Here is a 24,328-nt window from a genome sequence, read left to right as displayed (position 1 = left end):
TTGGCCGGTTTGGGGGGAACTCTTTACTCAAAGGGACTGGACCGGCATCTTTGTCTCAGGAAATGGCACGGGCAGTAGCCGCCTGTAAAGGAGCGATTAATGGCCCTTCGGAACACCGGGTTTATGCTTTCGAGCAAGGACGGCGCGGATAATCGGGGCGGATACCCCGGCATGACGCAGCGCTTTGGCCGCACGGCGCGCGCCGCGCTGAGCGCCGCCGCGATGGCCAGCCTGCTTGCCGCTTGTTCGACGGCGCCCGAATGGGCCCGGCCCGGCATCATTTATGGCGACGAGAGCGCGGCTGCCGCTTCCGCCGAGCAAACCAGTACTGATTCGGATTTCCCGGAAATTCAGGACGTGCCGGACCGCCCGCAAGATACTTCCTCGGCTGCCGAGCGTGAGCGTATCGCCGAAGGGCTGGCCGCCGACCGGGAACGCTCGCGCTATACGGATGAAGTGCTGCGCGGGGGCACCGAGCCGCCTGCTTCCGCTCCGCGTGTTGCCGAACCGACGCCGCTGCCCTCGCTGCCGAAAAGCGCGAATGGGGACCGTTCCAATGCCAGCGATGCCGGCAATGACACGGCAGGGGTGATCCCGCCGCCGCCGCGCGGGGGCCGCCGCTCGCTGAACGGCACCGCCCAATCCGGGCCGACGCCGGAAGAGGCCGCGAAAGCCGCCGCCGATGCCCGCGCCACACCGGTTGAAGATGTCGCCCGCGAGGAGGCCGCGCCGCTGCCTCAGCAAACCGCTCAGCCTGCCGCGCCCGCGCCGCAGCCTGCGCAGGTCCAGGCTCAGCCGCAACCTCAGACTCAGCGCCGCGCAGCCGTGCCGCCGCGCCCCGGCAGCCAGTCCGCTGCCCGCGCGCCCGCCAATCCGCGCACCGAAATGGCGCCGATCGAGGGGGAAGTCTCCAACGCAACCTCACCCTCGCTGGCAAACCGTCAGGCACCCGCTGTAACGCAGCCTAGTGCGCAGCCGGGCACGCAAACCTATTCGGCGACGCAGTTCGAGCGTTCTTCCGCGCCCCAGCTTTCGCCTGAAGCACTGGAAGCGGCAGGCGGTGTCGTTTCCTCGCGCTACCAGCAGACCCACGGCACCGTGGTCGTCGGCGGTGAGGACGAGCCCGTGACGGTGAATATGGACGCGCTCGATGCGCTGCCGCCGCCCGGCCCCGGCGCCTCGCTCGACACGCAGATCATCGACGGCGCCGCTGCCTTTACCAGCCAGGGCGGACCCTCGGCTGCGCCCTTCACGGTTTATTTCGGCCATGGCAAAACGGATTTGAGCGCGGATGACCGGGCCAATCTGGCCGAGGTCAAAGCTGCGCTCGACCAGTATGGCACGGCGCTCCGCGTGGTCGGCCATGCCTCCTCGCGTACCAGCGATCTGCCGCTTGCCCGGCATAAACTTGCCAATTTCGATGTGGCCGCCCGCCGCGCCGAAGCGGTGGCTGCCGAGCTTGCCCGTCAGGGGATCGATCCCTCCCGCATCCTTATCGAGAGCCAGGGCGAGTCGAGCCCCGTCTTTCACGAGACGATGCCGGCCGGTGAGGCAGGCAACAGACGGGTCGAGATTTATATCGAATAGGCGGCAAACCTTACAAAACGCCTTGATTTGGCCCGGTTTCCGCAGTTTATGTGCGCTGAAGCCGGAGTTTGCGTTTCCCCAGATTACGGCATGGCCCGGGACCTGATTTGGCGGTATAAGGGCCCGCCAGAACATACCCGCATGCCGGGAGATTTCCGAAGATGGATGAAGAGTTTTACAGGATAAAGCGTCTGCCGCCTTATGTGCTGGATGTCGTGAACCGGCTCCGGTCCAAGAAGCGCGCGGAAGGCTGCGATGTGATCGATTTCGGCATGGGCAATCCCGATATGCCGACACCGAAGCACATTGTCGATAAGCTGATCGAGACGGTGCAGAACCCGCGTACGCACCGCTATTCTTCGTCGCGCGGCATTCCGGGCCTGCGCAGAGCTCAGGCCGCTTATTACGAGCGCCGCTTCGGGGTGACGTTGAACCCGGAAACGGAAATTATCGCGACGCTGGGCTCGAAAGAGGGCTTGGCGAACCTTGCCCAGGCGATCACCGCGCCGGGCGACGTGATCATCGTGCCGAACCCGACCTATCCGATCCATGCCTTCGGCTTCATCATTTGCGGCGGGGTGATCCGTAACATGCCGGTGGTGGAACCGGGCGAGGAGTTTCTGCGTGCCGTGCACCGGGCGATCAAGCATTCCGTGCCTAAGCCCATCGCGCTGGTGCTGAACTATCCCTCGAACCCGACCGCCCATGTCGCCGATCTCGATTTCTACCGGGAAGTGGTGGATCTGGCGAAGAAGAACGATCTCATTCTGATTTCGGATCTGGCTTACTCTGAAATCTACTTCAAAGGCACGGCGCCGCCGCCCTCGCTTCTGCAGGTGCCGGGGGCAAAGGACGTTGCCGTCGAGTTTACCTCGCTCTCGAAAACCTTCGCGATGCCGGGCTGGCGCATGGGCTTTGCCGTGGGCAATGAAAAGCTGATCAGCGCGCTGACCCGCATCAAGTCCTATCTCGATTACGGCGCTTTTACGCCCATTCAGGTGGCGGCAACGGCGGCGCTGAACGGGCCGGAAGACTGCATCCAGGACATCCGCAACGTCTATCAGGGCCGGCGCGACGTGCTGGTCGAGGCGATGGGCCGGGCTGGCTGGGACATTCCCGCGCCGCCCGCAACGATGTTCGCCTGGGCGCCTATTCCCGAGAAGTTCCGCGAGCATGGCGCGCTGACTTTCGCAACGCTGCTGCTGGAGCATGCGGATGTGGCGGTTGCGCCGGGCGTCGGTTTCGGCGAATACGGGGAAGGTTATGTGCGGGTCGGGCTCGTGGAGAACGAGCAGCGCGTCCGCCAGGCCGCCGCCAATGTGAAACGCTTCATGGCCAATGCGGACAGCATTCTGGCCGAGTACGAACGCAATACGAACGTCGTCACCTATGCAGGTTCGGGCGCGCAAGAGAAAGGACGGGCAGGTCAGGTATGAAGGAGCCGCTTAAACTTGCTATTGCCGGCCTCGGAACCGTGGGCGGCGGTGTCGTTAAAGTATTGACCGAAGAAGCAAAGCGCATCGAAGCGCTGTGCGGGCGCAAGATCGAGATCGTGGCGGTGAGCGCGCGCCACCGTCAGCACGACCGCGGCTTCGATATCGATGCCTTCCGCTGGTATGACGATCCGGTTGCCATGGCCGCCGATCCGGACAGCGACGTTTTTGTGGAGCTGATCGGCGGATCGGACGGGGCGGCGAAGCTGGCCGTCGAGCAGGCGCTGGCCTCCGGCAAACATGTCGTTACCGCCAACAAGGCGCTGATCGCCCATCACGGCACGACGCTTGCCCGCATGGCCGAGGAAAACCAGGTGGCACTGCAATTCGAAGCGGCGGTGGCCGGCGGCGTGCCGATCATCAAGGCCCTGCGCGAGGGGCTGGTGGCCAACGGGATCGAGCGCGTTTCCGGTATCTTGAACGGCACCTGCAATTACATCCTGACCGTGATGGAAACGTCCGGCCGGGAATATGAGGACGTGCTCGCCGATGCGCAAAAGCTCGGCTATGCCGAAGCCGATCCGAGCTTCGATGTGGGCGGAACGGACGCCGCGCATAAGCTGACCATTCTGGCGAGCCTTGCCTTCGGCACGCTGCCGGATTTCGATCAGGTTTATGTCGAAGGGCTGGAAACCGTCACGCCGCTCGATATTCGCCTAGCGGACGATTTCGGTTACAAGGTGCGCTTGCTTGGCATCGCCCAGCGCGACGGCAAACGCATGGAGCTGCGCGTGCACCCGACCCTGGTCGGCAAAAATTCCTCGCTTGCCGCCGTGACCGGGGTTTTCAATGCGGTGGAAGTGGTCGGCAGCCATGTGGGGCCTGTGATGCTGGAGGGACGCGGCGCGGGCGAGGGGCCGACGGCCTCCGCCGTGGTGGCCGATATCGTCGATGTCGCGCGCGGCAATATCGCCCAGCCTTTCGGTCTTCCCGCCTCCATGTTGGAGGAGGCGAGCTATAAGCCGATCAAAGATCACACCGGGGCCTATTACTTGCGCGTCCATGCCGTGGACCGGGCAGGCTCCATGGCCGAAATCACGCGGGCGCTGGCGGAAGCGGAAGTTTCCATCGAGCGCATCGTGCAGCGCAAAGATCCCATACCCGAGGAAGACAACCGTCTTCCCGTCGTTTTCATTACGCATGATACGGATGAAGTCACGATGCAGCGGGCATTGGCGCTTTTGGCAAAACATAAGGATGTTGTGGACGAGCCGCTGCTTATCCGCATCGAACAGGAATAACGAAGAAGGACGGGGACTAGCATGGCAGGCAAGACGGTTGGATTGAGCCGCACATTGGCATTGGAACTGGCGCGCGTGACGGAACGCGGCGCGGTGGCGGCGGCATATCTGGCCGGGCGCGGCGATGAAAAAGCCGCGGACCAGGCTGCCGTGGATGCGATCCGCAAGGAACTGAATTCGCTGGATATCGACGGCATTGTCGTGATCGGCGAGGGGGAGCGCGATGAAGCGCCGATGCTTTATATCGGCGAGAAGGTGGGCACCGGCAAAGGCCCGAAGGTGGATATCGCGCTCGACCCCTTGGAAGGCACGACGCTGACGGCGAAGAACATGCCGAACGCCATGGCCGTGGTGGCGATGGCCGAAGGCGGCAGCCTTCTGAATGCGCCCGACGTTTACATGGACAAGATTGCCATTGGCGGCGGCTTGCCCGAAGGGGTGGTCGATCTCGACCGAAGCCCCACAGAAAACGTGCAGGCGCTCGCCAAAGCCAAGGGCGTTGATGTCAGCCATATCACGGCCTGCATTCTCGACCGTCCGCGCCACGCCGACATCATTCGCGAAGTGCGCGAGGCCGGCGCGAAGGTGACGCTGATCACCGATGGCGACATAGCGGGCGTCATCGCGACGACGGATGCCTCTACCGGCATCGACATTTATCTCGGCATTGGCGGCGCGCCGGAAGGCGTGCTGGCGGCGGCAGCATTGCGCTGCATCGGCGGCCAGATGCAGGGCCGGCTGGTGACCAGCAATGAAGAACAGAAGACCCGCGCCGCCCGAATGGGGATCGAGGATTTCAACCGTAAATACAATATGGAAGAAATGGCCTCGGGCGATGTGATCTTCGCGGCGACGGGCGTTACCGACGGCTCGATGCTGGATGGCATTCACTTCAACGGTCCAGCCGTTTCTACCCATACGATCGTGATGCGTTCGTCCACGGGCACCGTCCGCTCGATCAAGGCGACGCATACGCAGATGGAAAAATTCGTCAAACCCTGATTTGCGAAGGAGAGGGCGTGAACGGCGTCAGGCCAGAGGCAAAAGGCGCGGCAGGTGCCGCCTTTCTCGGCGTCGAACGCTCGCTCACGGGCAAAAGATGGGCGAGCCGGGTTGAAGACGACCGGCTCGCGCTGACCCTCGCGCAGCGGCACGACCTGCCCGAATTGCTTGCCCGGGTGCTCGCGGGCCGCGGCGTCGGGCTCGATGAGGCGCCGCAATTCCTCGATCCCTCGATCCGCGCTTACATGCCGGACCCATCCGTTCTCACCGATATGGACAAGGCGGCGGAGCGCGCCGCCAAGGCCATCATGTCGGGCGAGAGCATGGCCGTCTTCGGCGATTATGATGTGGACGGGGCGACATCCTCGGCCTTGCTCATCCGCTATTGCCGCGCCGTGGGCGCGCCGCTGCGCTATTACATTCCCGACCGCATAAGAGAAGGCTACGGCCCCAATGCGCCCGCACTTCTGCGCCTGCGCAAGGAGGGAGTGAAGCTGGTGCTGACCGTCGATTGCGGCACCATGGCGCATAAGGCGCTCGGCCAGGCAAAGGAAGCGGGCCTGCATGTGCTCGTTCTCGATCACCATCAGGCCGAGCCTGTGCTGCCTCCCGTTACGGCGCTCGTCAATCCGAACCGTCTCGATGATGAGAGCGGGCTAGGACAACTTGCCGCTGTCGGCGTGACATTTCTTTTCATCGTGGCGCTCAACCGCACTCTGCGCCAGGCCGGCTGGTTCGATGGCGAGCGGGCGGAGCCCGATCTTCTGCAATGGCTCGATCTGGTGGCACTCGGCACCGTCTGCGATGTGGTGCCGCTCACCGGGCTCAACCGCGCTTTCGTTGCGCAAGGGCTGAAAGTGATGGCGCGGCGCGCCAATCCCGGCATCGCCGCGCTTGCCGATGTCAGCCGGTTGGACGGGCGTCCTTCGACGTATCATGCAGGCTTTCTGCTCGGCCCCCGCGTGAATGCGGGCGGACGCGTGGGGCGCGCCGATTTCGGCACGCGGCTGCTTTCGACGGACGATCCGGTGGAGGCGGCGCAGATCGCCGGTGAGCTCGACAGCTATAACAAGGAGCGTCAGGCGATCGAGGCGGAAGTGCTGGAGGACGCGATGGGGCGCATCGAGATGCGCTTGCAGCAAGCACGGCGCAACACCTTGCCGCCGCTCATCATGGCGCATGGCGAGGGCTGGCATCCCGGTGTCATCGGCATTGTGGCGAGCCGCATCAAGGACCGCTGGGACCGGCCGAGCTTCGTTATCGCGGTCGATGAAAAAGGCGAGGGCAAAGGCTCAGGCCGCTCGGTGCCGGGCGTCGATATGGGCCGCGCCGTTACCGCCGCGCTGGAAGAAGGGCTGCTCGTCAATGGCGGCGGCCATGCCATGGCGGCGGGACTGACGGTGAAGGCGGGCAAGATAGAGGCGCTGGAGGCCTTTCTGAGCGCACGCATGGAGGCGGACGTGGACGCGGCGGCCAGTGACCGGCGGCTGACCCTGGACGGCGCGCTGGTGCCCAAGGCGGCGACACGCGCGACGCTGGAAATGATCGAACGGGCCGGGCCTTACGGCGCCGGGAATACGGAACCACGATTCGCGCTGCCGCGTTTGCGGCTGATCCGCGCGCGGGTGGTCGGGCAGAACCATGTCAGCTGCATTCTCTCGGGCGAGGATGGCGGCACGATCAAGGGAATCGCATTCCGTGCGGCGGAAGGACCGCTCGGACAGGCGCTGCTGGACGGCCATAGAGGGCTTTATCATGTCGCCGGGCGCCTTAAAGCGGACGATTGGCAGGGCCGGAAAGGCGTCCAACTGCACATTGACGATTTAAGTGCGGTTTAATGACATTTTCGGCTTGGGACCGGCTTGCAATATAGCGAAATACCCCCTATAAGCTGCCCTCGCCGGGCGCCCTTCGTCTATCGGTTAGGACGCCAGATTTTCAATCTGGAAAGACGGGTTCGACTCCCGTAGGGCGTGCCACTTTTCTTCCCCCGGCGGCACCGACGAGGCCTCTTGCAGAGGCCGGAAACCGGGCCGGGGAAGGGCGAATTCTCCCAAAATATTTTTAGATAGTCGTGCCGCGAGCCATTGGCCTCAGGACACCGGCTGATATTCCGCGAAGACGATAATCTGCAGGCGGTCCTGGTCATCCGTGGCGAGCGGGGCGGCCAGCATCTCCGCATCCATGAAGGTGCGTTCTTCGTGGCTCACCTTGCCGCTGATGCGGATGGGCGCGCCGGAAAGAAGAACGGCCGCCGCATAGCAATCGAAGCGGGTTGCCTGTTCGAGCGGCAGGCATTCGCGGATGAATTGCCGGTGCATCTTGCCATAGACCTGCTCGATACTGTCCCCAGCGATCCGGCAGTAGAGATTGAGCGGCGCGGCGTTCCGGTTGATTTCGAACAGGCCTACATTGGGCAATTGGGCGGAAAGCTCCACCGGGCTGATATCGCGCCGGTGCGGGAAGGTGCCGTTACGGCATTTCGACAGCCAATATTTATGCCCGATGGCGGGGATTTCATAACGGAAGTCGAGTTTGGTATCGATGAAACTGGGCGGCGAAAAGTTTTCGCAGCGTGCCATGACCGCCTCAAGGGTTTGCGGGACGTCCGTGTCGCCCTGCTGCAGCCCGGCCTGAGCATCTGTGCCGATAGTCGATTGGAATGTCGATGACATTTTTCCCCCCAACGAGCTTCATTCTCAAATGAAACGGAAGATTCCGCAAATTGAGACAAATACTCGTTCCTCTCCGACTCACCACTCGATCATGAAACTGCAAATTTCTTTGGTCAAGAAGTCTATGAGTATTTGGTAAAGAGGTATTAACCAAATGAAGGGAGGCGGTCTTTAGCTATCCATACGGAATTCGGCAAAAATGAGCGATGTGATGGAGTTGGGGTCGCTATTCGCGAGCGGGGCAAAAAGACACTCGATATAGAGATAGGTTTTGTCTTCATAGGCGATGCGGCTGGTGATGCGCAGCGGCGCCTCGGCGACCCACAGGGCACGGAAGATAATCTGCCAGCGTGCAAATATTTCCGGCGGCAGCCGTTTTCGTAGGTCCTGCCGGCTCATCATGCCGAAAACCCGCTCGACTTCGGCGCCGGCCAGGCGGCTGAAAAGCTCGATGCCGCCATTTTCATTTTCGCTTACATCGATCAAGGCAAGGGCCGGCAGATATTTGGCAAGCTCCGCCGGATTGACGGCGCTGCGCGGCGGCAGGCGGCCGTCCGCCGGGCGCTTGGCGTTCCAGTAGCCGAGCCCGGCTGCGGGAATGCGGTATTCGAAGGACAAGGTGGGATCGAGCAGGATAGGAGGATTTAATTGGCCTGCCCGCGTTATCAGCGCTTGGAGTTCTTCGGATACCGGTTCGTCTTTTCTTGGGCTGTTAAAGTATTTCCCGCCTTCTGGCGCGCAGTCAGAGCTGCAATTCATACCGAGTCTCCTTAATCCCCCAAACTCACGAGCGCTCTTGATTGAAGAGCATGGGATGTACTACCTGGAACTGCAAATAAAAACTTCACTTTATAAATCTCTTCTTGATCGCACATGCTGGCTGAACTATCCAAAGCGCACCTTAGGGGAGTAGCCGCCCTCCATTTTTAGGAGGGGCGCATGTCAACATAATTGGCGGGCATATCCGCCATGGCATGTGCGCAACGCAGAAGCATTGCCTTTTGCGGGTTGGCGAGACCGACGGCTTTACCGCTCGTGCAGGGCCGGGCGGGTGTAAAGCCGCGTCTCGTTCTCCGGCCCTCGGGAGCATTCATGTCACAATTGGCCGCGATGTTTATCGCCGTCTTTCTTGCAGAGCTTGGGGACAAAACGCAGCTCGCTACGGTTTTGTTCGCCTCTAGCCGGGAAGTCTCGCCGTTTCTTGTTTTTACCGTGGCCGCAGCGGCGCTGACGGCGTCAACGGCCATGGCGGTTTTTGCTGGGCATTTTGCCGGGGAATATCTTGCCCGCCTGCCGCTCAAGCTGATTGCGGGCGCAGGTTTCGTGCTGCTCGGCCTGTGGACGGTCTATAGCCACTTTGCCGAACTGTGAGCGGCTTATCTGGTGGCCGTCACGTCCACATTGACGGTGACTTGCAGCCCGGCAATGCCGGGTGTTGCCATTTCCCCTTCGCCCACCTTGAAGGCGAGACGGTCGATGACGACGCTGCCTTTTGCATGGGCGGTGTCGCCGTCGATTTCCAGCGTGAAGGGAAGGGCGAGTGGATTGGAGACCCCTTTCAAGGTCAGCGTTCCTTCGGCCACATACTCATTGCCGTCCACACGGCGCACGCTCTCCGACTGGAAAATAGCCATGGGAAAGTTCGAGGAATTGAACCATTGGCTGCCGGGCAGCGCGCCGTCGCGGTCGCCTGCGCCGGTCTTCACGCTTGCTGTGTCGATCTCGGCACGGATGGAGGCGGTTTTCAGATTTTCCGGGTCGAGCGTGATGTCGGCGGTGAAATTTTCAAAGCGCCCGGTAAAGGGCTTGCCGCCTTGCGTTGCCTCGAAGGTGAGTGTGCTTTCCTCTTTCACGAGCACCCAGCCGGAAGCTTGTGCCGCCGCGGCGTTCATCAGGAGGAGTGTAAGGCAAAGCGAAAGGTGGCGGGCAAAGCGGCGCGCGGGGAACATGAGCAATCCTTTATGAGGTGCGGCGCATCCAGGGGGCCATGCGCGTGAGAACCGTGTCTTTGAGCATATAGTGATGGCGCAGCGCGGCGGCCGCATGCAGGCCGATCAGCGCAATGGCCGCCCAGACGAGAATTTCATGCACCTCATGAGCGATGTCCTCATAAAGCGCCTTATCGGGGCTCTGCGAGACAAAGCCCAAATGCGGCCATTCGAAGAGGCCGAAATAGAGGGTGGGTATGTTGTAGGGCGAGGCCGATACCATTACCCAGCCGGAAAGCGGCAAGAGCAGGAGCGCGGCATAAAAGCCGTAATGGGTGGCGCTGGCGGCCAGCCGCTCCCAGCGCGGCATATGCGCGGGCAGCGCGGGCGCGGGGTTGCCGAGGCGCCAGGCAAGCCGGAGAACCACGAGCACCAGAATGCTGAGGCCCAAGGATTTGTGGAACTGAAAGAGCGGATAGACGAGCGGGTCGCCCTTCGGCAGCCAGTCCATATAGAAACCGACACCCAGCATGGTGAGCACGGCAGCCGCGATCAGCCAATGCAGCGTTACGGCGACGGCCCCATAGGCCTCGGGCGTATTGCGCAGTTTCATTCTTCGGGTTTGCCTATCGTGCTTGCTACGGGAGCGGGGGTCCAGAAACTGGGCACCCATTGGCGGGCCCTGGCGCGGCCAAGCAGTTCTTGCCTGTCGGAGAGCATGGCGCGGGCGCGTGTCAACAGCGCGTCATCGCTTTCCTGCGCGCCCAGCGAAAGGCGCATGGGGTTTACATCATAAAGATGCAGCCAGCTGCCGAGGTCAACCGGGTCTTCGGTCGGTCCCACACCCGCCACATAAAGTGCGATGAGCGTGCGCTGAGCCTCGAAGGTGCCCGCCTCCGCCGCCCGTTCGATCCAGGTCACGCCTTGGGCAAAGTCCGGATCGGCGCGCAGCTTTTCCGCATTGGGCAGCGCGGTGGCTGCATCCTGCGGCATGCCGGCGAGGCGGAGCTGGCAAATACCGAGGGCAAGCTGTGCCTGCTCGAAGCCGCGCCCGCGTGTGGCGAGCGGTTTCAGGCGGTCGACCGCGCCGTCGCATTCCCCGTCGTTTTTGAGGCGGAAACCTTCCCAGTAAAACTCGTTCGGATCGCGGTAATTGGCCCGCTCGCGCACCTCCAGATAGCCGGGGCGGCGCGGATCGTTCGGCAGGCCCTGGGCGTCTGCCTGCAGGGCCGTCAGGCTGGCCAGCGTCAGGCCCAGCGCCATAGCCGGGGCAAAAGCTCTAAGCAAAACCATTGGTCCATGCCGTTCAAACATGGGGCAAGGTTATAGGGTCTTGAGGGAGGGGGCAATTGGCCACTTTTCAGCGCTGCCAAGCGGCCCATGCCTTTGCCCCGCCTCTGCCTCAATAAAAATGGATGAGATAGCGGCTGCCGCGCAGCACATAACCATGCCCGCGGCCATTATAGCACATCGTGCCGCCAAGCTTCGCGGGCCGGCCGCGCCAATAGCCATCCGTATAAACGGGGTGGCAGGGACGTTTGCCATAGGAACGGTAATGGTGATTGCCCCAGCCGCCCCCATGATAGGAGTGCCGGTAATAGTGTTTGTATCGCTTGGGCGCATAATGATGGCGCTTGGCGATATAGGGCCGGTGGTGTTTGAAATAGCGCTTGTGGTGATGTTTCTTATAGCCGTAACCGTGGTTCCAGCCGATGGAGACGCCGATATTCACGTCGCCCGCGCGGGCGGGCGGGGCGCCGCTGAAAGCGGTCAGCGCAACAACACCGGCAAGTACGAGCGCGAGCTTTTTCATGGGGCATCTCTCCGACTCATCGTTGCGGGATGAGAAAAGGATGTTGCCCGCTGGCTGAACGCCTTATGAACCGCTTGTTCAGCTAGGCCCGCACTTGCCGCTTATGGGGGTTACCAGTGGCCGGTGTTCTCCATGCTCGCCCAGGGCTCTTTTGCCGGCAGCGGGCTGCCTTTTTGCAAAAGCTCGATGGAGATGTTGTCGGGCGAGCGCACAAAGGCCATGCGCCCGTCGCGCGGCGGCCGGTTGATCGTGACGCCCTGATCCATCAGCTTCTGGCAGGTCTCGTAAATGTTATCGACCTGATAGGCGAGGTGGCCGAAATTGCGCCCTTCGCCGAGCTCTTCCGGGTCCCAGTTATAGGTCAGCTCGATTTGGGCATCTTCCTGGCCCGGCGGCGCCAGAAAGACCAGCGAGAACCGGCCTTCTTCGATGTCGAAGCGGCCCATGTTTTTCAGGCCGAGCTTGTTGCAATAAAAATCGAGCGAGGCGTCGAGGTCGCTGACGCGGACCATGGTATGGAGATAACGCATGAGCATCCTATAATCAGGTTGAATTTGGCTGCATGATCCAGCAAATGGCCCGCAGGGTCAAAAAAGAAACGGTGAATGGAAACGACGGGAAGAGGCAATGAGCCAGGAACTGAAACGGGCAATCGAGGAAAGCTACCGCGTGGTGGTTTTTACCGGGGCGGGGATCAGCACGGAATCCGGTATTCCCGATTTCCGCAGCCCGACGGGGCTTTGGAAGAAATATGCGCCCATCGATTTCCAGGAATTCATGGCCTCAGCCGATATGCGCGCGGAAGCCTGGCGGCGCAAATTCGAAATGGACAAAACCATGGCGAAAGCCGCGCCCAATAAGGGCCATATGGCGATCGCCAAGTGGGTGGGTGAGGGCAAGGTGAGCCATGTCATCACGCAGAATGTGGACGGGCTGCACCATGTCTCCGGCGTGCCGGAAGACAAAATCATCGAATTGCACGGCAATGCTACCTATGCAACCTGCCTCGGCTGCGGGCTGCGTCATGAGCTCGAAGAGGTCCGCGCTTTGTTCGAGGCTTCGGGCGCCGCGCCCGATTGCCGGGACTGCGGCGGCATCGTCAAATCGGCGACGATCTCTTTCGGTCAAGCCATGCCGGAAAAGGAAATGGAGCGGGCCCATGAGGCAACGCTGGGCTGCGATCTCTTTCTTGCCATCGGCTCGTCCTTGCAGGTCTTTCCGGCGGCGGGCTTTCCCATTTTGGCCAAGCGCAACGGCGCGCGGCTGATCATCATCAACCGGGAAGAAACGGATATGGACGAGATTGCCGATCTCGTTCTGCATGAGGAAATCGGCCCGGTACTGCGCGCCGTGGCCATGCTGAACTGAGATCAGTCCAGCGCGTCAAACGGGTTTTCAAAACGGGTGAGGCGCGCCCATTCGGCTTGAATGCGCTCACGTTGCGCACGGCGGGCGACGAGCTCCAGGCGCAGCCCGTCCGGATCGCTGAAAAAGATCGCGTAATAATCCGGCGCATAATCGGTGTGATAGGCGGGCTCGCTTGCCTCGATCCCGGCGGCTTTTAGCTGATGCCAGGCTTCTTTCAGCGCCGCTTCGTCTTTCACTTGCAGGCAAAGATGGTGCAGCCCCGGCTGATAAGGATCATGGGCCGGCGCATGCGGCGAGGCTGGGCGGATGGAAATCTGCATCACCTTGTTGAAATAGTGATAATGCGGTGCCCCGGCGATTTTCATGTCGCCGCGCCGGAAATCCAGAATGCCGAATACCGTGTCGTAAAAGCGCATGGACCGCTCGATATCCGAGACGGAGAGATAAAGATGGTCCATGGCGGTCACTTCAACGGGATTTTCCGAAAGCATGCGCGTGTCCTTGGTTGAGGCCCGTTTCCGGCACTTTTAACGGGCGCTTGCCCAGCCGCCGGCAAGGGGAATGATCTGTCCCGTGATGAAACTCGACTTCTCGCTGGCAAGATAGGCAAGCAGGGAGGCGGCTTCTTCCGGCTTGCCGAGCCGGCCCATCGGAATGTTCTTCAGAATGCGCGCGGCCTTGTCCGGATCGGCCATAAGTTCGGGCGGGAAATAATCCGGGTTGTCCACGAAGTTGGGAGCGACGGCGTTGACCTGAATATTGTCGGCGGCAAGTTCCAGCGCCAGCGTCCGGGCGAGCGCATTGGCCGCGCCGCGGGCGGACACATAGACCGAATAATTGCGCAAGCCGTTCAGCGGCGCGGCGGAGGTGTTGAAAATGATTTTGCCACTGCCCTGCTTTTTCATTTGCGGCACGGCGGCGCGGGCCATGGCATAGGCTTTGAAAAAGAGCATATCGAAGGTTTTTCGCAGAAGCTCGTCGCTTGCCTCTTCCACGCTGGCGCGATGGGCCGGATAGGCATCGTTGTTGATGAGCACATCGAGCGTGCCGCCTGCTTCCACCGTAGCTTTCACCAAATTGTCAGACGAATCCGGTAAGAGCGCCGTTGCGCCGGGGCAGGCCTTTTCATAGGCGCTGCGTTTGCTGTCATCGGTGAAATCGGGATCGGTGCCGAAGACTTTATAGCCTTCCTCCAGCAGCGCTTTCGTGCCGGGTATGCCGATGAAACGGGTGACGTCGGTAATCAGAACGGTGCGGGGCAAAACGGCTTCTCCCTTTCTCGCGGCCAGGCTGTGCAGCCTTGCCGATTTACGCATGAGTGCGATTGTTATTATGCTGGCAGGATCATAAGCGGGAGGAAGAGGCGTCACAATGAACGATGTAACGGGCGGCCAACAAGCCTGGTGGAAAGGGGCGATTGTCTATCAGATCTACCCGCGAAGCTTTTGCGACACGAATGGGGACGGGATCGGCGATCTGGCGGGCTTGCGCAGCAAGCTCGATTATGTGGAAAAACTGGGAGCGGACGCGCTCTGGCTCTCGCCGGTCTATCCCTCGCCGGACCGGGACTATGGCTATGACGTGTCGGATTATTGCGATATCGACCCGAAATTCGGCACGCTTGCCGAATTCGGCATGCTGGTGAAAGACCTGCACGGGCGCGGGCTGAAACTTATTCTCGATCAGGTGCTCAGCCACACCTCGGACCAGCATCCCTGGTTTCAGGAAAGTTTGCTTTCGCGGGATAACGCCAAAAAAGATTGGTATGTCTGGGCAGAGGCGAAGGAAGACGGCACGGTGCCGAATAATTGGCTGAGCGCCTTTGGCGGGGCCGCCTGGTCCTGGCATCCGCTGCGCCGGCAATATTACTTCCATAAGTTTCTGCGCCAGCAGCCGAAGCTGAATTTTCACAATAAAGACGTCGTCAAAGCGGTGATGGACGTGCTGCGCTTCTGGCTGGAGCGCGGGGTGGACGGGTTCCGTCTCGATGTGGCGAACAGTTTCGTGCATGACGAAAAACTGACCGACAATCCGCCTTTGCCGATGGAGGAACGCACCTTCCTCGATTGGGCCCATGCACCGCGCCTGCAGCGTCATATCCATGATGCCAATACGCTGGAAAACGAACGGTCGATGCGCGAGGTGCGCCGCGTGATGGACGAATACGAAGGAAGCTGGGCCTTCGGCGAGTTTTCCGAAGAGCCGAAACGCTTGCCGCTTTATGCAGGCGAGCCGGACAAGCTGCATACGGGCTATACGTTTCATTTCCTGGAAAGCTGGTCTTTCGAGCCCGCGACCTTCCGTGCCTATTACGAAGACGTGCTGGCGGCGGTGCCCGATCTTTGGCCCTGCGTGACCTTTTCCAACCATGATGTGATCCGCACGGTGACACGCTGGGGCGGCGGCGCGGGGGATGACGAGCTGGCAAAGCTTTGCCTGCTCATTCTCCTCACGCTGCGCGGCACGGTGCTGATGTATCAGGGCGAGGAGCTTGGCCTGCCCGAGGCCGATCTTGCCCGCGAGGACATCAAAGACCCGGTGGGCGATCTCTATTTCCCCTTCGCCAAGGGGCGTGACGGCTGCCGCACACCGATGCCCTGGGAAGAAGGAAAGCCCCATGCGGGCTTCACCTCCGGCAAACCCTGGCTGCCGATGCCTGAGAGCCATTTGACCCGCAGCGTGGAGGCGCAGGAAAAAGACCTGACCTCCGTCTTGCATTTCACCCGCGCGGCAATCGCCTTGCGCAAAAGCGATGCGGCGCTCACCTGGGGCGCCATCCGTTTCGAGGAAGGGCCGGACGGTGTACTGATTTACGAGCGCGCTTATGAAGGCGAGAAACGGCGCTGCCTTTTCAATCTGACGCGGGAGGCGCGGCGCGTTCCGGCGCAAGGCGAGGTGCTGTTCCAAACGGGCGTGGGGAGCTTGAGTGAGGGGATGCTAGAGCTTGGGGCCCATGCGGGTGTTGTGATGAAGGTGTGAGTGCCGGGCTGCAAAAGCTGCATGGACCCCGGCACGGGGGCCGGGGTGACAGCTTCTATAAAAGGCAAAGGCGGTGCGGCAGACTCAAATCGTCACCCCGGGCTTGACCCGGAGTCCATCTGAGTTTGCAACACGTTGCTACGTCTTCGTCCGGGCCGCCAGCGCTTCGGGCGTATCGAGGTCCCGGTGAATGGTGTCCTCCGGTACCGGCACCTCGCAGACCGCTTCTTCATACTGCGCAATGAGCGGCTTGGCGCCGATATCGCCTCTCAGCGACTGCATTTCCTCGAAGAAGCGCGCATCCCACAGCACAGGGTTGCCGCGTTTGCCGGCGAATGTGGGAATGCAGATGAGGCGGCCTTCTTCCGGGTCGTAAGCGGCGATCAGCCGGTCGATGACACTGGCGCTTACATCCGGCATGTCGCCGAGGAGAATGAGGAGCGCATCGGCGCCTTCCTTTTCGGCGGCGGCGATGCCGGCTTTCAAGGATGCGCTGAGGCCTTCGCGGTAATCCGGATTATGGGTGAGGCGGAGCTTGTTTCCGGCGGGCAGGTGAGCGGCAAGTGCGGCCTCGACCGCCTCTTTCTCGTGGCCGGTGACGGCAATAATTGTGTCAGCGCCGGAGGCCAGAGCGGCATTTGCCGTGCGGGCCACCATGGGCACGCCCTCGATGGGGGCGAGGAGCTTGTTCTGAAGCCCCATGCGCGAGGAGCGCCCGGCGGCGAGAATGAGCGCTACGACGCGCGGGCGGGCGCTGCCCACCTTGCCGCCTTCGCGCGGCTGCGGGCGGCTCGAGATTTCCTTCAAAAGGCCGCCGACCCCCATGGCGGTGATGTCTTCGCGCGCCACGGGCAGATTGGCGGCGAGGCGCTGCATCACCCAGTCCGCGCCGTTCAGCTTGGGCGAGCGGGCACAGCCTGGCAGGCCGAGCACGGGTTTGCCGGATAGCTCGCCCAGCAGCAAAAGATTGCCGGGATCGACAGGCATGCCGAAATGGAGGACCGCTCCGCCGGCTGCTTCGATCGCGGCGGGCACCACATCCTGCCGGTCGACAATGGCCGAGGCGCCGGAGACGAGAAGAATGTCGGCCTTCCCGGCCATTTCCTGCAGGGCCGCGGCGAGGGGGCCCACCTCGTGGGCAAGGCGGGCCTCGTCCACCAGCGTGCCTTCCAGCGCCGTGATGCGTGCTTCCAGGACCTGGCGGGTTTTGTCGAGCAGGCTTTCCTTCAGGCTCGGCAGCTGCGTGGAAAGAAGGCCGTAGCGCTGCGGCTGGAAAGGAGCAAGGCCGAGGGCTGTTTGCTCACGGGCGATGGCGCAAGCCTCCTCCAGCGCCTCTTTCGGGCAAGCGAAGGGGATGATCTTGACGGTCGCCACCATCTGCCCCTCGCTCACGCTTTCATAAGGGGCAAGGGTGGCAAGCGTGATCGCCTCGTGAACGGCGTTGATCTTGTCGATGGCGCTGCGGTCGATCAGGGTGAGGCCCGCCGTTTCGGCGAAAAGATTGGCCCTGCCAGTGAAGGGCGCGCCGGGCCGCAGCCCGCTATCGGCGCCGAGCGCTTCGGCAAGCTTTGCGGCGGCCTCATCTTCGGGCACTTCACCCGCGCCGAGATGGGCGGCAAAGACGGATTCGATGCCTTCAACTCGCAGGGCGGCAATGTCGGCGGCGCTGAGTTTCCGGCCCTTTTTGAAGGCTTTGGTCCCGGCGCGCAGGCTATGGGCAAGGAGCGCGCCTTCGGCCTCTTCCAGGGGCAGATCGGCGAATTTCATGTCCGCAGCCTCGCTGTCATTTCTGCAAGGATGGAGACGGCGATTTCCGCCGGGCTGCGCGCGCCGATGGCAAGGCCGACCGGCCCGTGGATGCGGGAAAGGGCAGCCTCGTCGAAACCGGCTACCGTGAGCCGCTCCAGCCGGGCGGCATGGGTCTTCTTGGAGCCGAGCGAGCCGATATAGAAGCAAGGCGCCTTGAGGGCGACCTGAAGGGCCGGATCGTCGAGTTTGGGATCATGGGTGAGAGTGACGACGGCGGTGCGGGCATCGGGCGCGAGCTCCGCCATGGCTTCATCCGGCCAGCTGCGCACCAGCCGGACGCCCGGAAAGCGTTCCTCGCTGGCAAAGGCCTCGCGCGGGTCGATGACCGCCACGTCATAGCCAAGATCGCCTGCCATGCGCGCCAGCGGCTGGGCGATATGCACCGCGCCCACCAAAATAAGGCGGAGCGGGGGATTGAAAACGTTGAGAAACCACTCGCCGTCCGGGCCTTCCACAGTGCGCGATTTGTCGGATTTCACAACTTGAGAAACTGGTTCAATTAACCATTTTTCTTCAATATTATCATATGGATAGATAAGTTTTTCGATTCCATCTCTTAACCGTGTTGCCAGCACAACGGCACGCTTTTCATCGCGGGCGCGCAGCAAGGCGTCGAGGGTTTGGCGTTGCATCAGACCCCCTTTACCGGCTCGATCAGGACGCGGATGCGCCCGCCGCAGGCAAGGCCGACTTCCCAGGCCATGGCGTCCGAGACGCCATATTCGAGGATTTCGGGCGCGTCCCCCTCCATCAGATCGAGGGCGCGGGTGATCACGTCCCCCTCGATGCAGCCGCCGGAAACGGAGCCGGTAAAGGCCGTGTCGTCGCGGATGACGAGCTGGCTGCCGACGGGCCGGGGCGCCGAGCCCCAGGTCTCGATCACCGTGGCAAGGGCGACTTTGTGGCCACCCGCCAGCCAGGCGGCGGCCTGTTCCAGGACCTGATCGTCCGTGAAGGTGTCACTCATAGAAGGGTCCTCATGCTGGAATGCCGGTTGCCCTTCATATGGGAAGGGCCGGAGAGCGCGTCCACCAGGGCGCTCAAACTATTGAGATTATGGACGGGCCGGAATTCATCCACATGAGGCAGCATGGCCCGGATGCCGGCGGCCTTGGGCTCGAAGGCATCATAACGCAAGAGCGGATTGAGCCAGATAAGCCGCCGGGAGAGGCGGGCGAGGCGCTTGATTTCAGGTTCCAGCCCGCCGCCGCCTTCCCGGTCGAGCCCGTCCGTCACGAGCAGCACCACAGCGCCCTGACCCAGCACCCGGCGGGCCCATTCCACATTGAAGCGGCGCAGCGTCTCGCCGATCCGGGTGCCGCCGTCCCAATCCTCGGCGGCTTTGGAAATCTCCCCCAGCGCCGCATCGATATCCCGGTGGTGAAGATGGCGGGTAATGTTGGTGAGTCTGGTGCCGAAAAGAAAGGCATGGACCCGGTCCCATTCATGGGTGATGGCGTGGAGGAAATGCAGAAAGACGCGCGCGTAAAGCGACATGGAGCCTGAAATATCGAGCAGCACCACGATGGGCGGCATGCGCCGGTGGGGCTCTTTGCGCCGCAGTTCCATGAGGTCATGGCCGCGGAAGCTCTGCTGCAGGGTGCGGCGCATGTCGACCTGCCGGCCGCGCAGGGCGGGCCGGGCGCGGCGGGTGAGCTGCTCTTTGACGGGCAGGCGCAGGCGGCGGAGCGCGGCTTTCGCCTCGGCCAGTTCCGCCGTGCTCATCTGCTCGAAATCACGCTCACGCAGCACTTCCTCGCGGGAGAGCGTTTCACGGGCGTCGATCTCGATATTGGGCTCTTCTTCCCGCCGCTCCTCATCGCCGCTCATCAGGGCTTCGGCGAGACGGCGCAGCGCCTTTTCGCCGGGCTCTTTGTTCTCCGGCGTACGCAGCTCAGGCAAGGCGAGCGCCATCATCCGCTCAAGCAGCTTCGGCTCCTGCCAGAAAATATGGAAGGCTTGGGAGAAAAGCTCATGGGCCTCATGGCTGCGCACAAGGGCGGCATGAAGCGTCCAGTAGAAATCGGCTTTGGAGTGGAAGCCCGCATATTCCACCGCTTCCACGGCATCGAGAATGTCACGCGGGCCGACGCTCATCCCGGCCCGGCGCAGTACCCGTCCGAAATGGACGATATTCTCGGCAAAATGCCCGGCAGGCGGCGCGGCGCTCAAAGCCCCACCTTTTCCTCGCCCGCCGCGAGGCGGGTTTTGATCTCACTCAGAAGCCGGGCCGCTTCCGAGCCTTCGATGCGGGCAATGTCTTCCTGATATTTTAGAACGGTGCCCAGCGTGTCGTTGATGTTCTCGCCGGTCAGGGAGACGGCATCGAGCTCGATCAGCGCGCGGGCCCAGTCGAGCGTTTCAGCAACGCCGGGCTTTTTATAAAGATCTTCGCCCCGCAGGCGCTGCACGAAGGCCGTGATTTCGCGCGAAAGCGTTTCGGGCGCTTCAGGCAGGCGGGCGCGCAGGATTTCAAGCTCGCGCTCTTCGGACGGGTAATCCACCCAGTGATAAAGGCAGCGGCGCTTCAGCGCGTCATGAATCTCGCGGGTGCGGTTCGATGTAATGATGACGATGGGCGGCTCTTTCGCCTTGATCGTGCCGAGCTCGGGGATCGTGACCTGGAAATCGGAGAGGAGCTCGAGAAGATAAGCCTCGAAAGGCTCGTCCGTGCGGTCGAGCTCGTCGATCAGCAGGACCGGCGGCCCGGCAGTGTCCGGCTCCAGCGCTTGCAGGAGCGGGCGGTGCAGCAGAAATTTTTCGGAGAAAAGATCGCTGGCGAGATCCTCGCGCGGCGCCGTGCCGCTAGCCTCGGCAAGGCGGATCTCGATCATCTGCGCCTGATAGTTCCACTCGTAAACGGCGGCGGAAATGTCGAGCCCTTCATAACATTGCAGGCGGATGAGCTTGCGTCCCAGCGCGCTTGCCAGAACTTTGGCGACCTCGGTTTTGCCGACACCGGCTTCCCCTTCCAGCAGCAGCGGCTTTCCCATCTTCAAGGCAAGGTAGAGCACGGTCGCCAGCGGCCGCTCGGCCACATAGGCGCCGGTGGAAAGCAGCTTGACCGTTTCGTCGATGGAGGCGGGAAGGGACATGAGGGACCGTGTAAGACCGTTTGGCAAAGAGGCGCTGCACATTCTAAGTGTCACCCCGGCTTTCATGCCGGGGTCCATAACAGTATATCAGCAATTTGAGGCGCTGCATGGACCCCGGGTTAAGCCCGGGGTGACGATTGTATTTTTTAGCCGATGCATCGAATTTAAATGGCCGCCGCGACCGCGCGTTTGGCGATGACGGTGACGAGATGGGCGCGGTATTCGGCGTCGCCATGAAGATCGGAGAGCATGTTTTCCACCGGCACTTTGATGCCGCTGATCGCATCCGCCGACCAGTTCTTTGCAAGCGCCTCTTCCATTTCCTTGACCCGGAAAACACCTTCCTGGCCCGCGCCCGTGACGGCCACACGGATGCCCATGGGCGTTTCGGCGACGAAGACGCCGACCATGGCGTAGCGGGATGCCGGGTTCGGGAATTTCACATAAGCGGCGCGTTTGGGGTGCGGGAAGGTGATTTCGGTGATGATCTCATCGTCCCCGAGGGCCGTTTCGAACATGCCTTTGAAAAACTCGTCCGCCTCGATCAGCCGTTTCGTCGTGTGAATTTTCGCATCGAGGGCGAGGACGGCTGCCGGATAATCGGCGGAAGGATCGTTATTGGCGAGCGAGCCGCCGATCGTGCCTTTGTGGCGGACGGCGGGATCGCCGATCCCTTCGGCGAGTTTGGCAAGGGAGGGCAGGTGCTTGCGCACATCCGCATTGACCGCGACATCGGCATGGGGCGTGGCGGCCCCGATCATGATCGCATCGCCCTCGGCCTTGATGAAGGAGAGCTCTTTCAGCGCGCCGAGATCGACGAGATCGCTCGGCATGGCCAGGCGCTGCTTCAGCGTCGGGATCAATGTCTGGCCCCCGGCCAGGATTTTTGCCTCATCGCAGTTCTTCAAAAGCTCGGAGGCTTCTTTCAGGCTTGCGGGGCGGTGATAGTCGAATTGATACATTTGAGGTCGTCCTCATGCAGCTTTCGGTGTGGCACTGTTTTGAATGGCGGCCCAGACCCGCGCAGGCGTGGCGGGCATGGGAATGTCCTTGATGCCGAGGGCATCGGTAATGGCGTTGATGACGGCGGGCGGCGAGCCGATGGCGCCGGCTTCCCCGCAGCCTTTCATGCCCATCGGGTTCGAGGGGCAGACGGTCGGCGTGAAGCCGAGTTTGAAGCCGGGGAAATTATCCGCACGCGGCATGCAGTAATCCATGAAGGAACCGGTCATGAGCTGGCCGCTTTCTTCATCGTAGATGCCGTGCTCGTAAAGCGCCTGGCCGATACCCTGAACGAGCCCGCCATGCACCTGCCCCTCGACGATCATGGGATTGATGATGGTGCCGAAATCGTCGATGGCGGTGAAATTGACGATCTCCGTCACGCCGGTTTCCGGGTCGATCTCGATTTCGCAGATATGGCAGCCGGAAGGGAAGGTGAAGTTGAGCGGATCGTAAAAGGCGCTTTCCTTAAGGCCGGGCTCGATCTCCGCCGTATCGAAGCCGTGGCCGGTATAGGCGGCAAGCGTTACTTCCGGCCAGCTCAGGCTTTTATCCGTGCCTTTGACGGTGAAGGCACCGTTCTCCAGCACCACATCGTCTTCGGCTGCTTCCATAAGCTGTGCGGCGATCTTGCGGGCCTTGGCTTCCACCTTGTCGATGGCTTTGAAAATGGCGCTCATGCCGACCGCACCGGAGCGCGAGCCATAGGTGCCCATACCGAATTGCACGCGGCCCGTGTCGCCGTGAATGATCTCGATATCCTCAAGCGGCAGGCCCGTGCGTTCGGAAACGAGCTGGGCAAAAGTCGTCTCATGCCCCTGGCCATGTGAGTGCGAACCGGTAAAGACTTCGATCTTGCCGGTGGGTGCGACTTGCACCTCTGCGGACTCCCAGAGCCCGACACCGGCGCCGAGCGAACCGACAGCGGCGGAGGGCGCAATGCCGCAGGCTTCAATATACGTAGAAAAGCCGATACCGCGCAGCTTGCCGCGTTTGGCTGCTTCTTCCTTGCGATCCGGGAAGCCCGCATAGTCCGCAACTTCCAGCGCCTTATCGAGCGAGGCTTCGAAATCCCCAATGTCGTAATTCATGATAACCGGGGTTTGGTGCGGGAAGGTTTTGACGAAATTCATGCGGCGAATTTCCGCCGGATCGAAACCGTTTTCCCGCGCCGCCGTTTCCACGATCCGCTCGACAATGTAAGTCGCCTCCGGCCGGCCCGCGCCGCGATAGGCATCGACGGGGGAGGTGGTTGTGTAAACGCCGTCGACTTCCACATAGATGGCGGGAATGTCGTATTGGCCCGAAAGAAGCGTGCCGTAAAGATAGGTCGGCACGGCGGCGGAGAAAGTGGAAAGATAGGCGCCGAGATTGGCTTTGGTTTTGACCTTGAGCCCGAGGAATTTGCCGTCTTCATCGAGCGCCAGTTCCGCATGGCTCAGATGATCGCGGCCATGAGCATCCGCAAGGAATGCTTCGGAGCGGTCCGCCGTCCATTTGATGGGGCGGCCGATCTTCTTCGAGGCCCAGGCGCAGGCGGTCTCTTCCGGATAGATAAAAATCTTCGAGCCGAAGCCGCCGCCGACATCCGGCGCAATGACGCGGAGTTTGTGTTCCGGCGCTACCCCCACAAAGGCGGAAAGCACAAGCCGGGCGACATGCGGGTTCTGGCTCGTGGTCCAGAGCGTATATTCATCGCGGCCCGCATCATAATCGCCGATTGCCGCACGCGGCTCCATGGCGTTCGGTACGAGGCGGTTATTGGCAAGATCGATGCTGACGGTGCGGGCGGCTTTCGAAAAAGCCTCTTCGGTCGCCGTCTTGTCGCCAAGCTCCCATTCGAAGCAGAGATTGCCGGGGGCTTCCTCATGCACCTGCGCGCTGCCGGGCTCGGTGCTGTTTTTCAAAGAGACGGCAGGCAGCGGTTCGTAATCGACGAGCACGAGATCGGCGGCGGCCAGCGCTTGCGCCTTCGTCTCCGCGATGACGAGAGCGACATGATCGCCGACATAGCGCACTTTTTCGGCGGCGAGAATGGGATGGCCGCCTGCCTTCATTTCCGAACCGTCCTTGGAATGGACGGTCCAGCCGCAAATGAGCCCGGCGAGCCCGTCTTCGGCCACATCCTTGCCGGTAAAAACGGCCACGACGCCGGGCGCGGCATTGGCTTCTTCAAGATCGATGGAACGGATCAGCGCGTGGGCATGGGGCGAGCGCACGAAGACCGCATGGGTCTGGTTCGGGCGGTTGATGTCGTCCGTATATTGCCCGCGCCCGCGAATGAAACGGTCGTCCTCGCGCCGGCGAACCGGTTTACCGATACCCCATTCCGACAT

At 61.9% G+C, this 24,328-nt stretch carries 24 protein-coding genes, 1 tRNA gene and 1 riboswitch; of the genes, 9 read left to right on the top strand and 16 right to left on the bottom strand.

The genetic code is table 11. From position 1 onward, the window contains the following. The first annotated feature begins 171 nt into the window (after positions 1-171). From M2A_RS17085 to M2A_RS02925, 6 genes are all read left to right on the top strand, one after another. Positions 172-1,587: an OmpA family protein gene (locus M2A_RS17085; protein WP_197052817.1), complete on the top strand. Its 1,416-nt coding sequence runs from the start codon at positions 172-174 to the stop codon at positions 1,585-1,587. A 161-nt stretch (positions 1,588-1,748) separates the two neighbouring features. Then, complete coding sequence (locus M2A_RS02945) at positions 1,749-3,023, top strand: LL-diaminopimelate aminotransferase (RefSeq protein WP_045442741.1); 1,275 nt, start codon at positions 1,749-1,751, stop codon at positions 3,021-3,023. Next, complete coding sequence (locus M2A_RS02940) at positions 3,020-4,321, top strand: homoserine dehydrogenase (protein ID WP_045442740.1); 1,302 nt, start codon at positions 3,020-3,022, stop codon at positions 4,319-4,321. The genes M2A_RS02945 and M2A_RS02940 overlap by 4 nt, the downstream gene beginning before the upstream one ends. A gap of 21 nt (positions 4,322-4,342) precedes the next feature. Next, a complete protein-coding gene (gene glpX, locus M2A_RS02935) occupies positions 4,343-5,323 on the top strand; it encodes a class II fructose-bisphosphatase (protein WP_045442739.1) in 981 nt (326 codons plus the stop codon). A gap of 17 nt (positions 5,324-5,340) precedes the next feature. After that, positions 5,341-7,161 carry a single-stranded-DNA-specific exonuclease RecJ gene (gene recJ / locus M2A_RS02930; protein ID WP_045442738.1) on the top strand — a complete coding sequence of 607 codons (1,821 nt, stop codon included), beginning with the start codon at positions 5,341-5,343 and terminating at the stop codon, positions 7,159-7,161. 66 nt (positions 7,162-7,227) lie between these two features. Then, positions 7,228-7,302: transfer RNA gene (locus M2A_RS02925), tRNA-Glu, on the top strand. A gap of 114 nt (positions 7,303-7,416) precedes the next feature. Here M2A_RS02925 and M2A_RS02920 read toward each other — a convergent pair. Both M2A_RS02920 and M2A_RS02915 read right to left on the bottom strand, forming a co-directional pair. After that, positions 7,417-7,998 (bottom strand): PAS domain-containing protein, encoded by a 582-nt coding sequence (locus M2A_RS02920; protein ID WP_081875345.1) that lies wholly within the window; start codon positions 7,996-7,998, stop codon positions 7,417-7,419. A 171-nt stretch (positions 7,999-8,169) separates the two neighbouring features. Further along, entirely contained in the window at positions 8,170-8,616 is a 447-nt protein-coding gene (locus M2A_RS02915) for a PAS domain-containing protein (RefSeq protein WP_045442736.1), read from the bottom strand. A 271-nt stretch (positions 8,617-8,887) separates the two neighbouring features. Continuing rightward, positions 8,888-8,997, top strand: a riboswitch (yybP-ykoY riboswitch). Between the two features lie 93 nt (positions 8,998-9,090). Here M2A_RS02915 and M2A_RS02910 point away from each other — a divergent pair. After that, complete coding sequence (locus tag M2A_RS02910; RefSeq protein WP_045442734.1) at positions 9,091-9,369, top strand: TMEM165/GDT1 family protein; 279 nt, start codon at positions 9,091-9,093, stop codon at positions 9,367-9,369. Positions 9,370-9,374: 5 nt separating this feature from the next. Here the strand turns inward: M2A_RS02910 and M2A_RS02905 are convergent, their stop codons facing one another. From M2A_RS02905 to M2A_RS02885, 5 genes are all read right to left on the bottom strand, one after another. Then, entirely contained in the window at positions 9,375-9,947 is a 573-nt protein-coding gene (locus tag M2A_RS02905) for a YceI family protein (protein WP_045442732.1), read from the bottom strand. A gap of 10 nt (positions 9,948-9,957) precedes the next feature. Then, positions 9,958-10,539 (bottom strand): cytochrome b, encoded by a 582-nt coding sequence (locus tag M2A_RS02900; RefSeq protein WP_045442731.1) that lies wholly within the window; start codon positions 10,537-10,539, stop codon positions 9,958-9,960. After that, entirely contained in the window at positions 10,536-11,219 is a 684-nt protein-coding gene (locus M2A_RS02895) for an SEL1-like repeat protein (RefSeq protein ID WP_156101661.1), read from the bottom strand. Before M2A_RS02895 ends, M2A_RS02900 begins: the two co-directional genes overlap by 4 nt. Positions 11,220-11,328: 109 nt before the next feature. Beyond that, positions 11,329-11,739 (bottom strand): hypothetical protein, encoded by a 411-nt coding sequence (locus M2A_RS02890; RefSeq protein WP_045442727.1) that lies wholly within the window; start codon positions 11,737-11,739, stop codon positions 11,329-11,331. Between the two features lie 110 nt (positions 11,740-11,849). Next, positions 11,850-12,269, bottom strand: coding sequence for a VOC family protein (locus M2A_RS02885; protein ID WP_045443042.1), 420 nt, complete (start codon positions 12,267-12,269; stop codon positions 11,850-11,852). 97 nt (positions 12,270-12,366) lie between these two features. Between M2A_RS02885 and M2A_RS02880 the strand changes: the two genes are divergently transcribed. Continuing rightward, positions 12,367-13,107: an SIR2 family NAD-dependent protein deacylase gene (locus tag M2A_RS02880; RefSeq protein ID WP_045442724.1), complete on the top strand. Its 741-nt coding sequence runs from the start codon at positions 12,367-12,369 to the stop codon at positions 13,105-13,107. 2 nt (positions 13,108-13,109) lie between these two features. On the opposite strand, the gene M2A_RS02875 is transcribed toward M2A_RS02880, so the two are convergent. Together M2A_RS02875 and M2A_RS02870 are read right to left on the bottom strand one after the other, a co-directional pair. After that, complete coding sequence (locus tag M2A_RS02875; RefSeq protein ID WP_052379153.1) at positions 13,110-13,598, bottom strand: VOC family protein; 489 nt, start codon at positions 13,596-13,598, stop codon at positions 13,110-13,112. Positions 13,599-13,634: 36 nt separating this feature from the next. Further along, positions 13,635-14,369, bottom strand: coding sequence for an SDR family oxidoreductase (locus M2A_RS02870; RefSeq protein WP_052379152.1), 735 nt, complete (start codon positions 14,367-14,369; stop codon positions 13,635-13,637). Between the two features lie 109 nt (positions 14,370-14,478). Between M2A_RS02870 and M2A_RS02865 the strand changes: the two genes are divergently transcribed. Beyond that, entirely contained in the window at positions 14,479-16,086 is a 1,608-nt protein-coding gene (locus M2A_RS02865; protein ID WP_045442722.1) for an alpha-amylase family glycosyl hydrolase, read from the top strand. A gap of 138 nt (positions 16,087-16,224) precedes the next feature. On the opposite strand, the gene M2A_RS02860 is transcribed toward M2A_RS02865, so the two are convergent. From M2A_RS02860 to M2A_RS02830, 7 genes are all read right to left on the bottom strand, one after another. After that, entirely contained in the window at positions 16,225-17,853 is a 1,629-nt protein-coding gene (locus tag M2A_RS02860) for an NTP transferase domain-containing protein (RefSeq protein WP_045442719.1), read from the bottom strand. Further along, positions 17,850-18,527: an XdhC family protein gene (locus tag M2A_RS02855; RefSeq protein WP_045442717.1), complete on the bottom strand. Its 678-nt coding sequence runs from the start codon at positions 18,525-18,527 to the stop codon at positions 17,850-17,852. Before M2A_RS02855 ends, M2A_RS02860 begins: the two co-directional genes overlap by 4 nt. Further along, positions 18,527-18,862 (bottom strand): XdhC family protein, encoded by a 336-nt coding sequence (locus M2A_RS02850; protein ID WP_045442714.1) that lies wholly within the window; start codon positions 18,860-18,862, stop codon positions 18,527-18,529. The genes M2A_RS02855 and M2A_RS02850 overlap by 1 nt, the downstream gene beginning before the upstream one ends. Continuing rightward, positions 18,859-20,067: a vWA domain-containing protein gene (locus M2A_RS02845; protein ID WP_045442712.1), complete on the bottom strand. Its 1,209-nt coding sequence runs from the start codon at positions 20,065-20,067 to the stop codon at positions 18,859-18,861. The genes M2A_RS02850 and M2A_RS02845 overlap by 4 nt, the downstream gene beginning before the upstream one ends. Next, a complete protein-coding gene (locus M2A_RS02840; protein ID WP_045442710.1) occupies positions 20,064-20,990 on the bottom strand; it encodes an AAA family ATPase in 927 nt (308 codons plus the stop codon). The genes M2A_RS02845 and M2A_RS02840 overlap by 4 nt, the downstream gene beginning before the upstream one ends. Positions 20,991-21,154: 164 nt before the next feature. Beyond that, positions 21,155-21,952: an FAD binding domain-containing protein gene (locus M2A_RS02835; protein WP_045442708.1), complete on the bottom strand. Its 798-nt coding sequence runs from the start codon at positions 21,950-21,952 to the stop codon at positions 21,155-21,157. Between the two features lie 12 nt (positions 21,953-21,964). Beyond that, entirely contained in the window at positions 21,965-24,328 is a 2,364-nt protein-coding gene (locus M2A_RS02830; protein ID WP_045442707.1) for a xanthine dehydrogenase family protein molybdopterin-binding subunit, read from the bottom strand.

This window comes from Tepidicaulis marinus (assembly GCF_000739695.1).
Lineage (GTDB): Bacteria > Pseudomonadota > Alphaproteobacteria > Parvibaculales > Parvibaculaceae > Tepidicaulis > Tepidicaulis marinus.
Note: the sequence above shows the minus strand (reverse complement) of the source record. Positions and strands in the feature narration are given on the sequence as shown.

Bases quoted from the DNA above. Each gene is read 5' to 3' on its own strand.
- M2A_RS17085 (WP_197052817.1), top strand. From the start codon at position 172: ATGACGCAGCGCTTTGGCCGCACGGCGCGCGCCGCGCTGAGCGCCGCC.
- M2A_RS02945 (WP_045442741.1), top strand. From the start codon at position 1,749: ATGGATGAAGAGTTTTACAGGATAAAGCGTCTGCCGCCTTATGTGCTG.
- M2A_RS02840 (WP_045442710.1), bottom strand. From the start codon at position 20,990: ATGTCCCTTCCCGCCTCCATCGACGAAACGGTCAAGCTGCTTTCCACC.
- M2A_RS02860 (WP_045442719.1), bottom strand. From the start codon at position 17,853: ATGAAATTCGCCGATCTGCCCCTGGAAGAGGCCGAAGGCGCGCTCCTT.
- M2A_RS02900 (WP_045442731.1), bottom strand. From the start codon at position 10,539: ATGAAACTGCGCAATACGCCCGAGGCCTATGGGGCCGTCGCCGTAACG.
- M2A_RS02830 (WP_045442707.1), bottom strand. From the start codon at position 24,328: ATGTCGGAATGGGGTATCGGTAAACCGGTTCGCCGGCGCGAGGACGAC.
- M2A_RS02905 (WP_045442732.1), bottom strand. From the start codon at position 9,947: ATGTTCCCCGCGCGCCGCTTTGCCCGCCACCTTTCGCTTTGCCTTACA.
- M2A_RS02920 (WP_081875345.1), bottom strand. From the start codon at position 7,998: ATGTCATCGACATTCCAATCGACTATCGGCACAGATGCTCAGGCCGGG.
- M2A_RS02855 (WP_045442717.1), bottom strand. From the start codon at position 18,527: ATGCAACGCCAAACCCTCGACGCCTTGCTGCGCGCCCGCGATGAAAAG.
- M2A_RS02890 (WP_045442727.1), bottom strand. From the start codon at position 11,739: ATGAAAAAGCTCGCGCTCGTACTTGCCGGTGTTGTTGCGCTGACCGCT.
- M2A_RS02885 (WP_045443042.1), bottom strand. From the start codon at position 12,269: ATGCGTTATCTCCATACCATGGTCCGCGTCAGCGACCTCGACGCCTCG.
- glpX (WP_045442739.1), top strand. From the start codon at position 4,343: ATGGCAGGCAAGACGGTTGGATTGAGCCGCACATTGGCATTGGAACTG.
- M2A_RS02865 (WP_045442722.1), top strand. From the start codon at position 14,479: ATGAACGATGTAACGGGCGGCCAACAAGCCTGGTGGAAAGGGGCGATT.
- M2A_RS02940 (WP_045442740.1), top strand. From the start codon at position 3,020: ATGAAGGAGCCGCTTAAACTTGCTATTGCCGGCCTCGGAACCGTGGGC.
- M2A_RS02850 (WP_045442714.1), bottom strand. From the start codon at position 18,862: ATGAGTGACACCTTCACGGACGATCAGGTCCTGGAACAGGCCGCCGCC.
- M2A_RS02880 (WP_045442724.1), top strand. From the start codon at position 12,367: ATGAGCCAGGAACTGAAACGGGCAATCGAGGAAAGCTACCGCGTGGTG.
- M2A_RS02910 (WP_045442734.1), top strand. From the start codon at position 9,091: ATGTCACAATTGGCCGCGATGTTTATCGCCGTCTTTCTTGCAGAGCTT.
- M2A_RS02895 (WP_156101661.1), bottom strand. From the start codon at position 11,219: ATGGTTTTGCTTAGAGCTTTTGCCCCGGCTATGGCGCTGGGCCTGACG.
- M2A_RS02835 (WP_045442708.1), bottom strand. From the start codon at position 21,952: ATGTATCAATTCGACTATCACCGCCCCGCAAGCCTGAAAGAAGCCTCC.
- M2A_RS02875 (WP_052379153.1), bottom strand. From the start codon at position 13,598: ATGCTTTCGGAAAATCCCGTTGAAGTGACCGCCATGGACCATCTTTAT.